Origin of the sequence: Streptomyces sp. NPDC007084 (genome assembly GCF_040703595.1) — a bacterium.
In the GTDB taxonomy this organism is placed as follows: domain Bacteria; phylum Actinomycetota; class Actinomycetes; order Streptomycetales; family Streptomycetaceae; genus Streptomyces.
In genome coordinates, this window is the sequence record NZ_JBEYFY010000008.1 from 32,061 (window position 1) to 47,335 (window position 15,275).

The 15,275-nt window shown below is 73.5% G+C and carries 14 protein-coding genes; 7 read left to right on the forward strand and 7 right to left on the reverse strand.

What is annotated here, in order from left to right:
• Positions 1–42: 42 nt before the first annotated feature.
• Genes AB0912_RS09820 through AB0912_RS09835 form a run of 4 tightly spaced genes read right to left on the reverse strand, consistent with a single transcriptional unit; the run spans position 43 to position 3,279 of the window.
• Positions 43–1,005, reverse strand: a complete 963-nt coding sequence (locus AB0912_RS09820; protein WP_366697575.1) for a hypothetical protein — start codon at positions 1,003–1,005, stop codon at positions 43–45.
• The gene (locus AB0912_RS09825; RefSeq protein ID WP_366697577.1) at positions 1,002–1,958 is read right to left on the reverse strand and encodes a hypothetical protein; all 957 of its coding nucleotides are present in this window, start codon (positions 1,956–1,958) and stop codon (positions 1,002–1,004) included. Before AB0912_RS09825 ends, AB0912_RS09820 begins: the two co-directional genes overlap by 4 nt.
• Positions 1,955–2,896, reverse strand: coding sequence for an ABC transporter ATP-binding protein (locus AB0912_RS09830; RefSeq protein WP_366697579.1), 942 nt, complete (start codon positions 2,894–2,896; stop codon positions 1,955–1,957). Before AB0912_RS09830 ends, AB0912_RS09825 begins: the two co-directional genes overlap by 4 nt.
• Entirely contained in the window at positions 2,893–3,279 is a 387-nt protein-coding gene (locus AB0912_RS09835; protein WP_366697894.1) for a GntR family transcriptional regulator, read from the reverse strand. Before AB0912_RS09835 ends, AB0912_RS09830 begins: the two co-directional genes overlap by 4 nt.
• A 188-nt stretch (positions 3,280–3,467) precedes the next feature.
• Here AB0912_RS09835 and AB0912_RS09840 point away from each other — a divergent pair, with 188 nt between their 5' ends.
• Genes AB0912_RS09840 through AB0912_RS09860 form a run of 5 tightly spaced genes read left to right on the forward strand, consistent with a single transcriptional unit; the run spans position 3,468 to position 8,143 of the window.
• The gene (locus AB0912_RS09840; protein ID WP_366697581.1) at positions 3,468–4,010 is read left to right on the forward strand and encodes an RNA polymerase sigma factor; all 543 of its coding nucleotides are present in this window, start codon (positions 3,468–3,470) and stop codon (positions 4,008–4,010) included.
• Positions 4,011–4,042: 32 nt separating this feature from the next.
• Entirely contained in the window at positions 4,043–4,936 is an 894-nt protein-coding gene (locus AB0912_RS09845; protein ID WP_366697896.1) for a zf-HC2 domain-containing protein, read from the forward strand.
• Positions 4,933–5,793 (forward strand): ATP-binding cassette domain-containing protein, encoded by an 861-nt coding sequence (locus tag AB0912_RS09850; RefSeq protein ID WP_366697583.1) that lies wholly within the window; start codon positions 4,933–4,935, stop codon positions 5,791–5,793. The genes AB0912_RS09845 and AB0912_RS09850 overlap by 4 nt, the downstream gene beginning before the upstream one ends.
• Positions 5,790–7,361, forward strand: a complete 1,572-nt coding sequence (locus AB0912_RS09855; RefSeq protein ID WP_366697585.1) for an ABC transporter permease — start codon at positions 5,790–5,792, stop codon at positions 7,359–7,361. The genes AB0912_RS09850 and AB0912_RS09855 overlap by 4 nt, the downstream gene beginning before the upstream one ends.
• Entirely contained in the window at positions 7,349–8,143 is a 795-nt protein-coding gene (locus tag AB0912_RS09860; protein ID WP_366697587.1) for an ABC transporter, read from the forward strand. The genes AB0912_RS09855 and AB0912_RS09860 overlap by 13 nt, the downstream gene beginning before the upstream one ends.
• Positions 8,144–8,302: 159 nt before the next feature.
• Here the strand turns inward: AB0912_RS09860 and mshD are convergent, their stop codons facing one another.
• Positions 8,303–9,229, reverse strand: coding sequence for a mycothiol synthase (mshD, locus tag AB0912_RS09865; protein WP_366697588.1), 927 nt, complete (start codon positions 9,227–9,229; stop codon positions 8,303–8,305).
• Positions 9,230–9,647: 418 nt separating this feature from the next.
• On the opposite strand from mshD, the gene AB0912_RS09870 reads away from it, so the two are divergent.
• Positions 9,648–11,447: a bifunctional metallophosphatase/5'-nucleotidase gene (locus AB0912_RS09870; RefSeq protein WP_366697590.1), complete on the forward strand. Its 1,800-nt coding sequence runs from the start codon at positions 9,648–9,650 to the stop codon at positions 11,445–11,447.
• Positions 11,448–11,594: 147 nt separating this feature from the next.
• Positions 11,595–12,806, forward strand: a complete 1,212-nt coding sequence (locus AB0912_RS09875) for a DUF2993 domain-containing protein (RefSeq protein ID WP_366697592.1) — start codon at positions 11,595–11,597, stop codon at positions 12,804–12,806.
• A 198-nt stretch (positions 12,807–13,004) separates the two neighbouring features.
• On the opposite strand, the gene AB0912_RS09880 is transcribed toward AB0912_RS09875, so the two are convergent.
• Together AB0912_RS09880 and AB0912_RS09885 are read right to left on the reverse strand one after the other, a co-directional pair.
• Positions 13,005–14,435: a HAMP domain-containing sensor histidine kinase gene (locus AB0912_RS09880; RefSeq protein WP_366697594.1), complete on the reverse strand. Its 1,431-nt coding sequence runs from the start codon at positions 14,433–14,435 to the stop codon at positions 13,005–13,007.
• Positions 14,432–15,163 carry a response regulator transcription factor gene (locus AB0912_RS09885; RefSeq protein ID WP_366697596.1) on the reverse strand — a complete coding sequence of 244 codons (732 nt, stop codon included), beginning with the start codon at positions 15,161–15,163 and terminating at the stop codon, positions 14,432–14,434. The genes AB0912_RS09880 and AB0912_RS09885 overlap by 4 nt, the downstream gene beginning before the upstream one ends.
• Between the last annotated feature and the right edge of the window lie 112 nt (positions 15,164–15,275).

Below are 15,275 nucleotides of genomic sequence, written 5' to 3' on the forward strand. Positions count from 1 at the left end.
GGCCCCCACCACGAGCCGCCCGCCCGCCCGGAATACCGCCGGTTACGCCGTGCGACGGCGCAGCAGGGCGAAGGCGGCGGCGGTCGCGGCCCCCGCGACGGCCAGCAGGACCCCGCTCTCCACGAGCTGGAGGGGCCAGAGGTGGGACCGCGGGTGGTAGCTCGCCCAGAAGTCGCTCAGCCCGGCCTCCTTCATGCAGGTACGGACCTGCGCCGGGGTCTGGGAGCCCACGCAGGCCAGGTCGTTCCCGATGCGCTGTCCGTCGGTCGTGACGGCGCCGTGCTCCAGGTCCAGGGCATCGGGCGGGAGGGCGAGGGCCGCCCGTCCGGTGACCGTGGAGGCGGGCCACAGGCTCGGCCGGTACGCCTCCAGCACCTCGTGGACGACGAGGGTGAGCGCGAACGCCACCGCGGCGGCGGGCAGCGCCCTGCGCAGGACCAGGCCCGCGAGCGCGCCGAGGGCGAGCCCGGCGAGGACGTGGGCGACGGCGGCCGGGCCGAGCGCGAGGTGGACGTCGGGGTCGTACCAGGCGTCGACCAGGCGCGGGTCGCCGCCGCGGCGCGCCCAGCCGAGGAGCAGGACGGCGAGGGTGGTGCCCGCGGTGAGCGCGGCGGCCGGTACGGCGAGCTTCACGGCCAGCCAGCGGGCCGGGCTGACGGACTGCGTCCAGGCGAGGTGCGCGGTGCCGTCCTCCAGCTCCCGGCCGGTCAGCGCCCCGCCGGCCCAGGCCGCCACCGGGAACATCAGGTAGGACAAGGCGGTGGAGACCAGGGCGGTTCCGGTGCGGTAGGTCCCCTCGGAGGTGACCGGGCCGGCGGCCGCGCGGGCCTCCGGGGCGATGACGTACATCCAGGCCAGGACCACGGCGGTGACGAGCAGGAAGCCGCCCCACAGGAGCAGTGCGGCGCGGTGCAGGCGCAGCACGGCCCAGGTCAGGCCGGAGGGGCGCGGCCGGGACGGGCCGGACGGGTGCGGGGCCGGGCGGCGCAGGGTGGGGGCGCTCATGAGGTGGACGTCCTCCTCAGGACGGCGAAGGCCGCGGCGACCAGGAGCGCGGTGGCGGCCAGCAGGACGCCGGTCTCCAGGAGCTGGCGGGGCCAGTAGTCGGGGGAGGGGAGGTACTGGCGGGTGAAGCCGGTGATGTCGTGCCGGGCCAGGCACGCGCGGCTCTCGTGGCAGCCGGGGTCGGCGATCCGGGCGCCGGTGGAGGTGACGGCCCGGCTGCGGACGGACAGTTCGGGCTGCTGGTAGTGGCCCTGGAAGGGCCAGGAGTTGGCGCGGAACGCGAGGACGGCGAACTGGACGACACCGGCGACCGTGAGGGCGGCCAGGGTGCGGCGCAGGACGAGCCCGGCCAGCACGCCGACGGCCAGACCGAGCAGCGGCGCGGCGACGGTGGCCGGCCCGAGGGCGAAGTACAGGGAGCGCGGTCCGTACCCGGCCAGCAGGAGGTCGCTGTGCGCGGACCACAGCAGCCGGTAGAGCGCGACGAGCAGTCCGGTGCCGGCGGTGATGAACAGCGCGGGCACCGCCAGCTTGGCGGCGAGCCAGCGGGCCGGGGTGACGGACTGGGTCCAGGCGAGGTGCGCGGTGCCGTTCTCCAGCTCGCGGGTGATCAGGGAGCCGCCCGCGAAGAGGGCGACCGCGAACGAGGCCGCGTTCAGCAGGGAGGCCGGGGCGTAGAAGAGGTCGTTGTAGGCGCCGGAGAAGGGGGAGCCGACGACGCCGGCGGTCCAGGCGTCCCGCTGCACGCCCGCGTAGCCGAAGGTGTCGAGCAGGTGCTGTGTGTGGGCCGCGCCGGGGCCGTGGAGCCACAGCAGCAGGCCGGCGGTGAGCACCACGAACGCGGTCCAGGTCCACAGGGCGGTGCGGTGCAGCCGCAGGACCGTCCAGATCAGGCCGCGCGGGCGGGGCAGAGCCCGGCGCACGGGAGCCGTCGTCAGGGAGGCGGCGCTCATCGGGTCACCGCCGCGGGGGCCGGGGTGGTGCCGGGGGTGAGCAGCGCGGGGGTGGCGGGAGAGCGCAGGTGCGCGAGGAGCAGCTCCTCCAGGGAGGGCTGTTCGGTCTGCCAGCGGTCGTCCACCGGTCCGTCCTTGCGTATCAGGGCGGTCAGGCCGCGGCCGGCGGTGCTCGACTCGACGACGAGGTGCGGGGTGAGGTCGGCGGGGGTGCCGCGGCCGGTCACCAGGGTGTGCGCGAGGAGCAGGTCGTCCAGTCCGCCGCCGAGCCGGACGCGCCCGGCGCCCAGGAGCAGCAGGTGGTCGCAGGCGTCGGCGAGTTCGGCGACGATGTGCGAGGACATCAGCACGGTGGTCCCGCGTTCGGCGGCGTCCGCCAGCAGGGTGCCGAGCAGTTCGTGGCGGGCCAGCGGGTCCAGGTCGGCCATCGGCTCGTCCAGCAGCAGCAGATCGGGCCGCTTGCCCAGCGCGAGGGCGAGCGCGACGCGGGTCCGCTGGCCGCCGGACAGCCGCCTGACCCTGGTCCCGGGGTCGAGCGCGCCCTGGTCCACGATCGCTTCGGCGCGCGCGGCGTCCCAGCGGGCCGGGTTCAGCTCGGCACCCAGACGCAGCGTCTCGGCGATCGTGAGCTGGGGGTGCAGCGGCTTGTTCTGGGCGAGGTAGGCGATGGCTCCGCGCGCCTCGGCGGGGGTGGTGCCGAGCACGGTGAGCGTGCCGGAGGCCGGCCGCACGAGTCCGGCCGCCGCCGCCAGGAGCGTCGACTTGCCCGCGCCGTTGGGGCCGACGAGGGCGCTGATCCGGCCGGCCGGGAGACGGAAGGAGCAGTCGTCCAGGGCCGCGGCGGAGCGCCTGCCGTAGCGCACGGTGAGTCCGCGCGCCTCGACGGCGACAGCGGCCGTCGAGTGAGCGGTGGGGCGGGTGGTGCGGGTGGAACTCACTGGTCCCCCTTCGGGAAGTGTGTGTCCAGTACGGAGGTGAACAGCGCGGCCACGTCCTCGCGGTCCAGGCCGGCGGCGCGGGCGCGCTGGGCCCAGGCGCCGAGTTCCTCGCCGAGGGGCGAGTCGGCGGGGGCGGCGCCGAGCGTGCGGCGTACGAAGGTGCCGAGTCCGCGCCGGGCCTCGACCAGGCCCTCGCGCTCCAGCTCGCGGTAGGCCTTCAGCACGGTGTTCGGGTTGATGGCGGTGGCCTCCACGACCTCGCGGGCCGTGGGCAGCTTGTCGCCGGGTTCGAGAAGGCCGAGGCGCAGCGCCTGCTTCGTCTGCTGGACGATCTGGACGTAGGTGGCGACGCCGCTGCGCCGGTCGATGCGGTACGCGACCACTCGGACAACCACCCTTTCACTAATTGAGTAGTGAAAGGGTGGTGGAAGGGGGGTGCCGCCGTCAAGTCCGGAGCCGAGGGCCGCCGCGTGCGACGTCGGTTTCAGGGCTGTCACCAGGCACAAAGCGGTGATCGGAAAAACTTGGCGCGGGCGTGAACCGATCGGTGGGGCTCGTCCGATGAGGGGATGTGAGGGAAACGAGAAGCGACGGAGAGCTGCTGCGGGCCATCGCGGCGGACGGGGACCGTCGCGCCTTCGAAGAGCTGTACCGGCGGTATGCGCCATGGCTGGCGGCGCGGCTGCGCGGCCGGTGCGCCGACCCCGGAATCGTCGACGACGTCATCCAGGAGACCTTCCTGGCGGTCTGGCACGGCACGGCCCGCTATCGCGAGGAGGGCGACCCGGCCGGCTGGCTGTGGCGCATCGGCTCGCGGCGGCTGGTCGACGCGATGCGGGGGGACGGCGCGCGCGGCAGGCTGCGCGGCGCGCTGGCCCGGCTCCGGCACCGCGACGAGGTCTCGGCGGAGGAGCGCGTGCTGGCAGGCGTCGAACACGGCGATCTGGCGGGCGCGTTGACCAGACTCTCGCCCGAACTCCGGGCGGTTCTCCAGGCCACGGTGATCGACGGGCTCAGCACCCGGGAAGCGGCCGTCCTGCTCGGCATCCCGCCGGGCACGGTCAAGACGCGGGCACTGCGTGCGCGCAAGCAGTTGCGGGAGGCGTTGGCATGAGCGACGACCGTCACGGAAGCGGTGACAGCGGCATGAGGGACGAGGAGAGCGCGACGGACGCCGGGCGTACGGGGTGGCATGTGCCGGAGGAGGATCTCCGGGCCTATGCGCGGGGCGCGTTGGTGCCGCCCCGCCTCTGGTCCACCGACACCCACCTCGCCGCCTGCGCCCGGTGCCGGGGCGAACTGGCCGCGCTCAGCGACCCGGTGGCCCTGGACGCCGGCTGGGAGCGGCTCGACGCCGAGCTGGACGCCCCCCGGCCCGGCCCGGTCGAATCACTGCTCGTGCGGATCGGCGTCGCCGACCACACCGCGCGGCTGCTCGCCGCCGCGCCCGTCCTGCGCCGCTCCTGGCTCGGCGCGGTCGTCGCCGTCCTCGTCATGACGGTCGCCGCGGCCAACGCCGCACAGGTGGGCGCCACCCCGACACTGTTCCTCGCGCTCGCCCCGCTGCTCCCCCTCGCCGGCGTCGCCCTCTCGTACGGCCCGAAGCTGGACCCGACGTACGAGATGGCGGTCGTGTCCCCGCTGCACGGCTTCCGCCTGCTGATGATCCGCACGGTCGCGGTGCTCACCGTCGGCCTCGGGCTCAACGGCCTGGCGACCCTCGCCCTCCCGTCCTACGGCCTGCGGGCCCTGACCTGGCTGCTGCCCGCCCTCGCCCTCACCGCGAGCGGTCTCGCGCTGGCCTCCCGGCTCGGCCCGGTCCTCGCGCCCGCCCTGGTCGCGGGCGGCTGGGTGACCGTGCTGGCCGTGGCGCAGGCGACCTCCGCGTCCGGCGCCACCCTCGCGCCGTTCACGGCGGCCGGACAGGCCGTCGCCGGCGCGGTCACGGCCCTGGCCGCCGCACTCCTCTATCTCGCACGGGACCGGTTCGACTCCTCGCGCCTCCCGTTCACCGACCTCATCGACAGGAACGCCGCATGATCCCCACCGTCTCCGCCTCCGGCCTGAGCCTCCGCTTCGGAGGCACCCAGGCGCTCGACGACGTCTCGCTGCGCCTCGGTGAAGGCGTCACCGGCCTCCTCGGCCCCAACGGCGCGGGCAAGACCACCCTGTTGAGGGTGCTCGCCACCGCCGTGCCGGCCGACCGGGGTGCCTTCACCGTCCTCGGACACGACCCGGGCACCACCGCGGGGCGCCTGGACCTCCGCCGGACCCTGGGCTACCTGCCGCAGACCCCCGGCTTCCACCAGGACTTCTCCGCCTTCGAGTTCGTCGACTACGTGGCGATCCTCAAGGAGCTGACCGACCGCACCGCACGGCACCGCGAGGTGCGGCGCGTATTGGAAGCCGTCGACCTGTCCGATGTGCGCGGCAAGCGCATCAAGCGGCTCTCCGGCGGGATGCGCCAGCGGGTGGCACTGGCCGCCGCGCTCGTCGCGGACCCCGGGTTCCTCGTCCTCGACGAACCGACCGTCGGACTCGACCCCGAGCAGCGCATGCGCTTCCGCGAGCTGATCGCCCAGGCGGGGGAGGGCCGCACCGTGCTGCTCTCCACCCACCAGACCGAGGACGTCGCGATGCTCTGCCACCGCGTGATCGTCATGGCGGCCGGCCGCATCCGCTTCGAGGGCACCCCCGCCGAGCTGACCGAGCGCGCGGCGGGCCACGTATGGAGCAGCACCGAACGCGACCCGGCCGCCAGAGCCGGATGGCGCACCGGCACCGGCGCCTTCCGCAACGTAGGCGACCCGCCCCAAGGCGCCCACCTCCTCGAACCGACCCTGGAAGACGGCTACTTGCTCACTCTCGACGGCGAGCCCGCGGAGGTCGCGGCATGAGCACCGACACGCGGACACCCCCGCGCACCGCTTCCACCGACGGCGAGCGCGTCACGCCGAGCCCCCGGTCCCGGGCGGCCGCCGTCCTCGCCCTCGCCCGCTTCGAGGCACGCGAACTGCTCCTCCAGATCCCGGTCCTGCTCTTCCTCGCGCTCTACGTCGGCTACACCGCGTGGCACCTGTTCTCCGGCGGCGAGGGCATGGACGACTATCCGGCCCTCCAGGACGTCGACCGGTCCACCCAGACCACCCCGCTGCTTCTGGCCGTCGCCGTGTTCGTCGGTGTGAACCGCGCGGTGCTGCGCTCGCGCCGGGCCTCCACCGACCGGCACTTCGACGTCCTGGTCATGGAGCCGTGGCGGCGGACGCTGGCCCACGCGCTGTCCGTCCTGCCGTTCGCCGCGGTCACCGCGCTGGTCGTCGGCTTCCAGTTCACCTGGGCCGCGCTCAAGCCCGGCGCCGTCGGACACGGTTCGCCCGCCGAGCTGGCCGTGGGACCGCTGGCGATCCTGCTGGCCGGAGCCCTCGGCGTGCTGCTGGCCCGGGTGATCCCGGTCGGCTTCATCGCGCCGCCGTTCGTGATCGGCGCCTACGCCGTCACCCTCCTGGTCTCCGCGTCGACCCAGGGCAGCCACTGGGTGTCCTGGCTCGGGCCGGTCATCTCCGACGAGGGCGCCGACCCCTTCCCGTCCGACCTGATCGGCCGTCCGGCCGCCTGGCACGCCCTCTATCTGACCGGCCTCGCGGTCCTGCTGCTCTGCCTCGCCCTGTGGCTGAGCGGCGGGCGGAACCGGCTGATCGCGGGCGTGTCCGTGGCCGCCGTCGCCACCGTGGCCGTCGGAGTGGCCGGCCAGTCACCGGGTGAGCCGGCCTCGCTGATCGCCGCCCGCACGAAGGCCTCCGTCACCCCGGAGAAGGTGCAGGTCTGCACCGACCACGGGCATTCGAGATACTGCGCCTTTCCCGAGTGGACCGGCCGTACCGCCGACTGGGCCGCTGTCGTCGACCGCATCCAGTCCCGGGCCGGTGGTTCCGCCGGGGGCGCGCGGCTGACCGTCCGCCAGCGCATCGACGCCCGCTACGGGCTTCAGGACAGCGCCTCGATCGAGCCGTCGACCACGCCGGGCACCGTGACGGTCGGCACGCGCTGGGGCGGCAACCGCGTTCCCGAGTTCGCGCTCGGCGCGGCCTCGGTGCTGGTGGCGGGGACCGAGGAGAACGTGGGGACGACGTGCGACGCCCGGGTGGTGACCATCGCGTGGCTGGCGCTGAGCACCCAGCCGGACCCGCTGAAGTCCTTCCGCGATGTGCGGCTCGACGACAGCATCAAGGGCTCCGCCGTCCTGCTGGCCCCCACGAACCCCATGTCCATGTCGGCCCAGCAGACCACGGTGGTGAGGGAGTTGCTGATGAAGCCGCACTACAGCGTGGCCGCCAAGGTCAAGGCCCACTGGACGGAACTGACCTCCCCGAAGACGTCCACGACCCGGGCCGCCGAACTGCTCGGCGTACCGGCGGGCGGCAAGGGAACGCCGGCGGACTCGGAGAGCGGATCATGCGAGGAGTAGGAGCGGGTGGGGGGTCTGGGCCCGCCGAGGAGGCCGGGCGGCGGGCCGGGGAGTCCCGGCAGGCCGGGCGGCGGCCCGGGGAGTCCCGGGGGTACGCCGTGTGCGTCGCCCTGGTCCGGCCCGTGTGGCGCTCCCTTGCCCGCACGGCCCTTGCCGTCGGTGCCCTCCTGGGGCTGCTGCTGGCCGGTACCCCGCGGATGTTCGCCGGCCCGCCCGACCCGTGGCTGTGCCTCAACGTGTTGCGGGCCGCCGCGCTCGCCCTCGGGCTGGGCCTGGCGTTCCTGCTGGACGACCCGGCGCGGCACACCACGGCGGTCGTGCCGGCCCCGCGCCCCCTGCGGACCGGGCTGCGGCTCGGGCTCGTCGTCCCGCTGGCCGCGGCGTGGTGGACGGCGGCCCTGTTCCTCATACCCGCCGACGGCCGGCCCCCGGTGGGAGCCATGACCCTGGAGGCGGCGGCCTTCGCCGCCCTCGCCCTGGCTTCGGGGATCGTCGCCCTACGGCACACGGAGGCGACCGAACCGGGCATCGCGGTGGCCGCCGGGCTCCTCGGCACGACCTTCGCCGCGGCTCTGCTGCTCCCCGACCGCTGGGCGCTGTTCGTCGCGACGAACGACCCGCACTGGGCCGACGCCCACTGGCGCTGGGCGGGCGTCCTGGTCGTGGCGGTGCTGGCCGGGGCGTGCAGCGTGACCGAGCCGCTGCGGCGCCGGAGAGTCGCGGTCGTCGGGCGCCGGAGCGGTGCGGGGGGTTTCCGGGGAGCCGGGTTCGCCCGCCGGTGAGGTGAGGGGACCGGCGGGCGACCCCCGAGAGGGCAAGGCGTCGAGGCACCGGCCGGCGTACCGGTCGCGGGTCCGGTCCGTGTCGGGTCAGGACTCCGTGCGGTACATCAGGTCCGTCTCGGGTCAGGACTCCGTGCGGTACATCAGATCCGTGTCAGGTCAGGACTCCGTGCGGTACATCAGGTCCGTTTCGTGGGTGACGAAGCCGAGGCGTTCGTAGACGGTGACCGCCGGCTTGTTGTCGGCGTCGACGTAGAGCATCGCGGTCGGCAGGCCCTGGGCGGCGAGATGGCGCAGCCCGATCGTGGTCAGGGCCTTGCCGAGGCCGCCGCCCTGCGCGCCGGGGCGTACGCCGAGGACGTACACCTCGCCGAGGCCCTCCTCGGCGTGCACCTTGGTCCAGTGGAAGCCGACCAGTTCGTCGCCGCGGAAGGCGAGGAAGAAGCCGGCCGGGTCGAACCACGGCTCGCCCATCCGGTCGTCCAGGTCGCGCTGGGTGAGGGAGCCCTGCTCGGGATGGTGGGCGAAGGCCGCGGCGTTCACGGTCAGCCAGGCGGTGTCGTCCTGGTCCGGCACGAAGGCGCGGACGGTCACGCCCTCCGGCAGCCGCGGCTCGGCCAGGTCGAGGCCGTCCAACGGGCGCCGCATCTGGCGCAGTTCACGGAAGAGGGTGAGGCCGAGGACCTGGGCGAGATGCCGGGCGGCGGAGTGGCCGCCGTGGGCCCAGACGCGCAGCCGCTTCCCGGACTCGTTGAGCATGGCCGTGCCGAGCGCCCGGCCGTGGCCGTGGCCCCGGTGGGCCGGGTGGACGACCAGTTCGGCGGCGGGGGCCTCCACCGGGTCGGTGTCCTCCAGTTGGGCGTAGCCGATCAGCTCGTCGCCGAGGGTCAGCAGCAGATGCCGGACGCCTTCGCGGGCCCCGCCCCTGAGCTGGAGCCGCCCCTGCTCGGACACCGCCTGCTGCCCGTCCTCAAGGGCCGCCTCCGAGAGCAGCCGGAGCACGTCCTCCGCCTGGTCCGGGGAGAGCACGGAGAGGGTCTCGATGGTGCGGGAGCTGGCGAGGGGTGACGTGTCGTCGCTGGTCATGGATACGAGGGTACGGCGCGGCGATGGGGGGACAAGCGGTTGGGCGGAGTCGAGGCGGAACGTGGCGGGGCGGAGGCCGGTGAAGGGGGTGAGGGCGATGCGTCAGGCGCCGGTGAGCCGATGGCAACCAGTCCGTAACCCCCAACCCCCTGTTGCGCTACGCGCGTTGATCCTAAAGTGCGTGCAAAAGCCACGGCTGTCACAGAGACCGCACAGCCGTGGAGCCAGCCGTGGACCCAGCCGTAGCCGTCGCCGTAGCCCCAGCCGTAGCTGTAGTCCGTCGTCCGTAGTCCGTAGCCATCCGTAGTCCGTAGCCATAGGAACAGCTCCAGCCGTAGCCGGAGGAACAGCTCCAGCGACAGCCGTAGCCAGGTCACGACCACCGTTTTCGCCTCTCACCGTTCTCCAGGGGGGAACCATGCCGCCCACCTTCCGGCACAGACGAACTCGCCGCCTCCTCGCCGCCGCCGCGGGCCTCGCCACCGTGGGCGCGCTGGCCGCGGCGATGCCCGCGAGCGCGCACCAGGACAAGGCGACCCCGCTGCACCACCACGGCAGCGGCCGTTACCAGGACGTCCAGCTCCTGTCCTTCAACGACCTGCACGGCAACCTGGAGCCGCCGGCCGGCTCCTCCGGCCGGGTCACCGAACTGGAGCCGGACGGCACGACGAAGACCATCGACGCGGGTGGCGTCGAGTACCTGGCCACGCATCTGCGCGGCGCCCGCAAGGGCAACAAGTACTCGATCACCGCCGCCGCCGGTGACATGGTCGGCGCCTCGCCGCTGATCTCCGGGCTCTTCCACGACGAGCCGACGATCGACGCGCTGAACAAGCTCGACCTGGACGTGACGAGCGTCGGCAACCACGAGTTCGACGAGGGCGCCAAGGAGCTGGGCCGGCTGCAGAAGGGCGGCTGTCACCCGACGGACGGCTGCTACGACAAGAAGGCGAAGTTCAAGGGCGCCGACTTCCCCTACCTCGCGGCGAACGTCACCGACGAGAAGACCAAGAAGCCGATCCTCAAGCCCTACTGGGTGTGGAAGAAGAACGGCGTCAAGGTCGGTTTCATCGGCGTCACGCTGGAGGGCACGCCGAACATCGTCTCCGCCGAGGGCGTCAAGGGCCTGAAGTTCGGCGACGAGGTCGAGACGATCAACAAGTACGCGAAGGAACTCCAGCGGCAGGGTGTGCGGTCGATCGTCGCGCTGATCCACGAGGGCGGGGCGCCCGCCTCGCAGTCGTACAACTACGACTGTGACAGCCCCGGCGCGGGCGACGGCATCTCCGGGCCGATCGTCGACATCGCCAAGCACGTCACGCCGGCCGTCGACGCCCTGGTCACCGGCCACACCCACCAGGCGTACGCGTGCACCATCCCGGACCCGTCGGGCAGGCCCCGGATGGTCACCTCGGCCTCCTCCTTCGGCCGGCTCTACACGGACACCACGCTGACCTACGACCGCTGGACCGGCGACATCGCCCGTACGGCGGTGCGGTCCGCGAACCACGTGGTCACCCGGGACGTCGCCAAGGCGCCCGACATGACGTCGCTGATCGCCAAGTGGAACGCGCTGTCCGCGCCGATCGCCTCGCGCCCCATCGGCTACATCGCCGGTGACATCGGCAACTCCGGCACCGAGTCCCCGCTCGGCGACCTGATCGCGGACGCGCAGCTCGCGTACGCGAAGTCCGTCGACCTCGAGGCCGACCTCGCGGTGATGAACCCGGGCGGCATCCGCGCCGGGCTCACCTACGCGGCGAGCGGCGGCGAGGGCGACGGGGTCGTGACCTACGGCGAGGCGTACACGGTCCAGCCGTTCGCCAACACGGTCAACCTGGTCGACCTCACCGGCGCCCAGGTGGTCACCGCGCTCCAGCAGCAGGTCAGCGGTGCCAACGAGGCCGCCCCGAAGATCCTTCAGATCTCCAAGGGCCTCACCTACACCCTCGACCTGACGAAGACCGGCGCGGCCCGGGTCGTCGCCGGTTCGGTCAAGCTCAACGGCACGGCGATCGACCCGGCCGCCACCTACCGCGTCGCGATGAACTCCTTCCTCGCGGGCGGCGGCGACGGCTTCGCGGAACTCGGCAAGGGCACCAACGTCCGGGTCGGCAACGACGACCTCGCGGCGCTGGAGACCTATCTGACGGCCACCTCCTCGGCCACGGCGCCGTACCCGGTGCCGGCCGCGGACCGGATCACCATCGTCCAGTAGGCATCCGGGTTCCCGACACCCCGGGTCCCCGACACCCCGGGGCCCCGACACCTCCGGGGCCCCCGAGGCCTGTGTCGATCGTGAAGTTGATCGCATACGGGCGGTAGCAGTTGCGGTCAGGGGCGGTACGCATGGTCGGATGAGACGATGCGTACCCCCCACCGCATAGCCACGCATCCCCGTCCGAACCCGTACGAAGAACTGGGTGCCCTCGACGGCACCGGGCCCCTGGAGGAGTTCCTCCGCGAGGACCCGCCGGGCGGCGAGCCGCCGGGAGAGCCGGACGACGGCTGGTCCCCGCCCAACCACCGGCGCGGCAGCCGGCGCCGCCGCAGGCGTTTCGCCGGTCTTCCCTTCGCCGTGAAGGCGTCCGCCACCATCCTGGCCCTCGCCGCGTTCCTCGTCCTCGGCGACCGCTGGGCGGTGCTGTACGCCGAGCACCGGGCGGCGGGCAAGCTCAAGGACCAGCTCCATCTGACCGCCGCGCCCGAGGTCGAGATCGGCGGCTTTCCCTTCCTCACTCAGCTCGCCGACCGGCGGCTGGACTCCGTGAGGGTGACCGTGCCCGACGTGGCCGCGGACCGGGTCTCGCTGGCGGAGGTCTCGGCGACCGCGATGGACGTACGGCTCGACGGCGACGGTCCGACCTCCGTGCGGGGCGCCCGTATCCCCGAGATGCACGGCGAGGTGCTGCTGTCCTTCGACGATCTGAACCGTGAACTGGGCGCCTCCCAGGTCACGTTCACCGGGCACGGCCGCGACCGGGTGCGGGCGCGTGGCACGCTGCCCGTCGCCGGGCACGATCTCCAGGTGCGGGCCGACGCGCGCATCCGGCGGGACGGCGCGCGCGGGATCTCCACCCACATCGGCGGGATGCGCCTGGACATCGGCGATCTGGCGACCTATCGCCCCGGGGCGCGCGCCTCGGAGGGCCTGCACCTCACCCGGGACACGGCCGCCCGCCTCGGGAAGGAGGCGGCGAAGGCGCGGGCGCTGCTCGCCGTCCCCTCGATCGTCCACCGGCTCGGAGTGCCCGACACGGCGGTGCGCGAGGCGCTGCGCGACGACACGAAGCTCGCCTCCCTGACCGGGGCGCCCGCCTTCGTCCACCAGGCGATGCGGCTGAACCTCCTCGACGTGGCCGCCGCCCACCCGGAGCTGCTCAGGCGCCTCGGCTTCGACCCGGCGCTGCTCCAGGGCCTGACCCGGCTCACCCGGCCCGTCCTCGCCGACCAGCTTTCCCTGGGCTTCCAGCTCCCGCACCCGGCGGACGGATCGGTGAACCTGCGCGATGTGCGCGTCGAGCGCGACGGCATCCGGGTCGAGGTGGCGGGCACGGACCTGCGGGTCGGGCACTGAGCGGGCCTGTTCTGCCGGTCGGGTACTGAGCCGGGCCTGTTCTGCCGGTCGGGTACTGAGCCGGGCCTGTCCTGCGGGTCGGGTACTGAGCCGGGCCTGTCCTGCGGGTCGGGTACTGAGCCGGGCCTGTCCTGCGGGTCGGGTACTGAGCCGGGTCCGCCCTCCGGGTCGGGTACTGAGCCGGGTCCGCCCTCCGGGTCAGGGGAGTTCGGGCGGCGCGGTGGGGGCTCCGGGCAGCCGTACGGAGACGACCGTGCCGCCGCCCTCGGCCGGGCGCAGCGACACCTCGCCGCCGGCCTGCCGGACCGTGCGGGCCACGATCGACAGGCCGAGGCCCGATCCGGGCAGGGCCCGCGCGTCCGGGGAACGCCAGAAACGGTCGAAGACGTGCGGGAGTTCGTCGGTCGGGATGCCCGGACCGTGATCGCGCACGGTCAGCTCGCCCGCGTGCAGCCGTACGTCGACGGTGCCGCCCGGCGGGCTGAACTTCACCGCGTTGTCGAGGATGTTGACGAGGGCCCGCTCCAGCGCGGCGGGCTCCGCCCGGACGAACCAGGGGTCCAGGTCCGCCGTGATGGTCAGCTCCGGGCCGCGCAGCCGCGCCCGGCGCAGGGCGGCCTCCACGGTGTCCCGGAGCGCCACGACCTCCACCCGGTCGCCGGTGTGCGCCTCGTCCGTCCGGGACAGCGTCTGGAGGTCGCCGATCAGCGCCGCCAGCTCGGACATCTGCGCGGTCACCGAGGCGAGCAGCGCCTTGCGGTCGGCCGGCGGGATCGGGCGGCCCGTCTCCTCGCTCCGGGTGAGGAGTTCGATGTTCGTCCGCAGCGAGGTCAACGGGGTGCGCAGTTCGTGCCCGGCGTCCGCGATGAGCTGCTGCTGCACCTCGTGGGAGTTGGCGAGGGAGGCGGTCATCGAGTTGAAGGAGCGGGAGAGGCGGGCGATCTCGTCCTCGCTGTCGTCGTCGACGGGGATGCGGATGGTGAGGTCTTCCGTCCGGGCGACGTGCTCGACGGCCTCCGTCAGCTTGTCCACCGGCCGAAGCCCGGCCCGGGCCACCCAGAGCCCGGCGGCACCGGCGCCGACCACTCCGATGCCGGAGACGACGAGCAGGATCCACGCCAGGGAGGACAGCGGCTCGGTGATCTCGTTCAGGGGCTTGGCGATGGAGACGGCGATGCCTGTCTGCACCTGCCGGGTGTCACGGTCGAAGACCTGCTGGGTGAAGACCCGTACGGTCAGTCCGCTGGTGCTCGTCGCCGAGTGCATGGCGCTCGACTCGGTGCCCTTGGCCACCGCCAGGTCCGACCCCTGGACCGGCACGGTCCTGCTCCCGGGGTTCACACAGGTGGAACCGTCGGAGTAGAGGATCGTGACGATGGGGGAGTTGGGTGCCTGCGGAATGGCCTGGGGGTCGCTGCTCTGGCAGTTGCGCAGCATCGCCTGGAGCAGCGGCGGCGAGACCTGCTCGCTGCGCAGTTGCTCATCGAGCTGGTTGTAGAGCTGGTCGCGGACGATGAACCAGCAGGTCACGGAGACGGCCGCCACCGCGAAGGCCACGGCCGCCGCGGTCAGCAGCGACAGACGGGACCGGAGGGGCAGCGCCCGGACCAGCCGGACGACCTTGTTCACTCCGCGCCGCCCGACCGCAGGACGTATCCCACGCCCCGGACCGTGTGGACGAGGCGCGGCTCGCCGCCCGCCTCCGTCTTGCGGCGCAGGTACATCACGTACACGTCGAGGGAGTTCGAGGACGGTTCGAAGTCGAAGCCCCAGACGGCCTTCAGGATCTGCTCGCGGGTGAGGACCTGGCGCGGGTGGGCGAGGAACATCTCCAGCAGGGTGAACTCGGTACGGGTCAGCTCCACCGGGCGCCCGCCCCGGGTGACCTCCCGCGTGGACAGGTCCATCCGCAGGTCGGCGAAGGTCAGCGCGTCGTCCTCCGGGACGGCGCCCGCTGCCGCCGCGTACGAGCTGCGCCGCAGCAACGCCCGGATGCGGGCGAAGAGTTCGTCCAGCTCGAAGGGCTTGACCAGGTAGTCGTCCGCGCCGGCGTCCAGTCCCGTCACCCGGTCCCCGACCGTGTCCCGGGCCGTCAGCATGAGGATCGGCGTGGTCGTGCCCGCGCCGCGCATCCGGCGGGCCGCCGTGAGGCCGTCCATGCGGGGCATCTGGATGTCGAGGACGACGAGGTCGGGCTGGTAGGCCGTCGCCTTCTCCAGGGCGTCCGCGCCGTCGACCGCGACCTCGGTGTCGTAGCCCTCGAAGGCGAGGCTGCGCCTGAGCGCGTCGCGCACCGCCGGCTCGTCGTCCACGATCAGGATGCGCTGGGTGTCACGGTCGCCTTCGGCGGTGGTCATGGATGTGGGTTCCTCGGGTGGGTCGGGTCGCGGCGCGCCCGGACGTCGGCCGGGCGCTTTCAGCCTCGCACGTTCCGGGCTGTCCCGGAATGGATCAGCTTCGTACGGTACG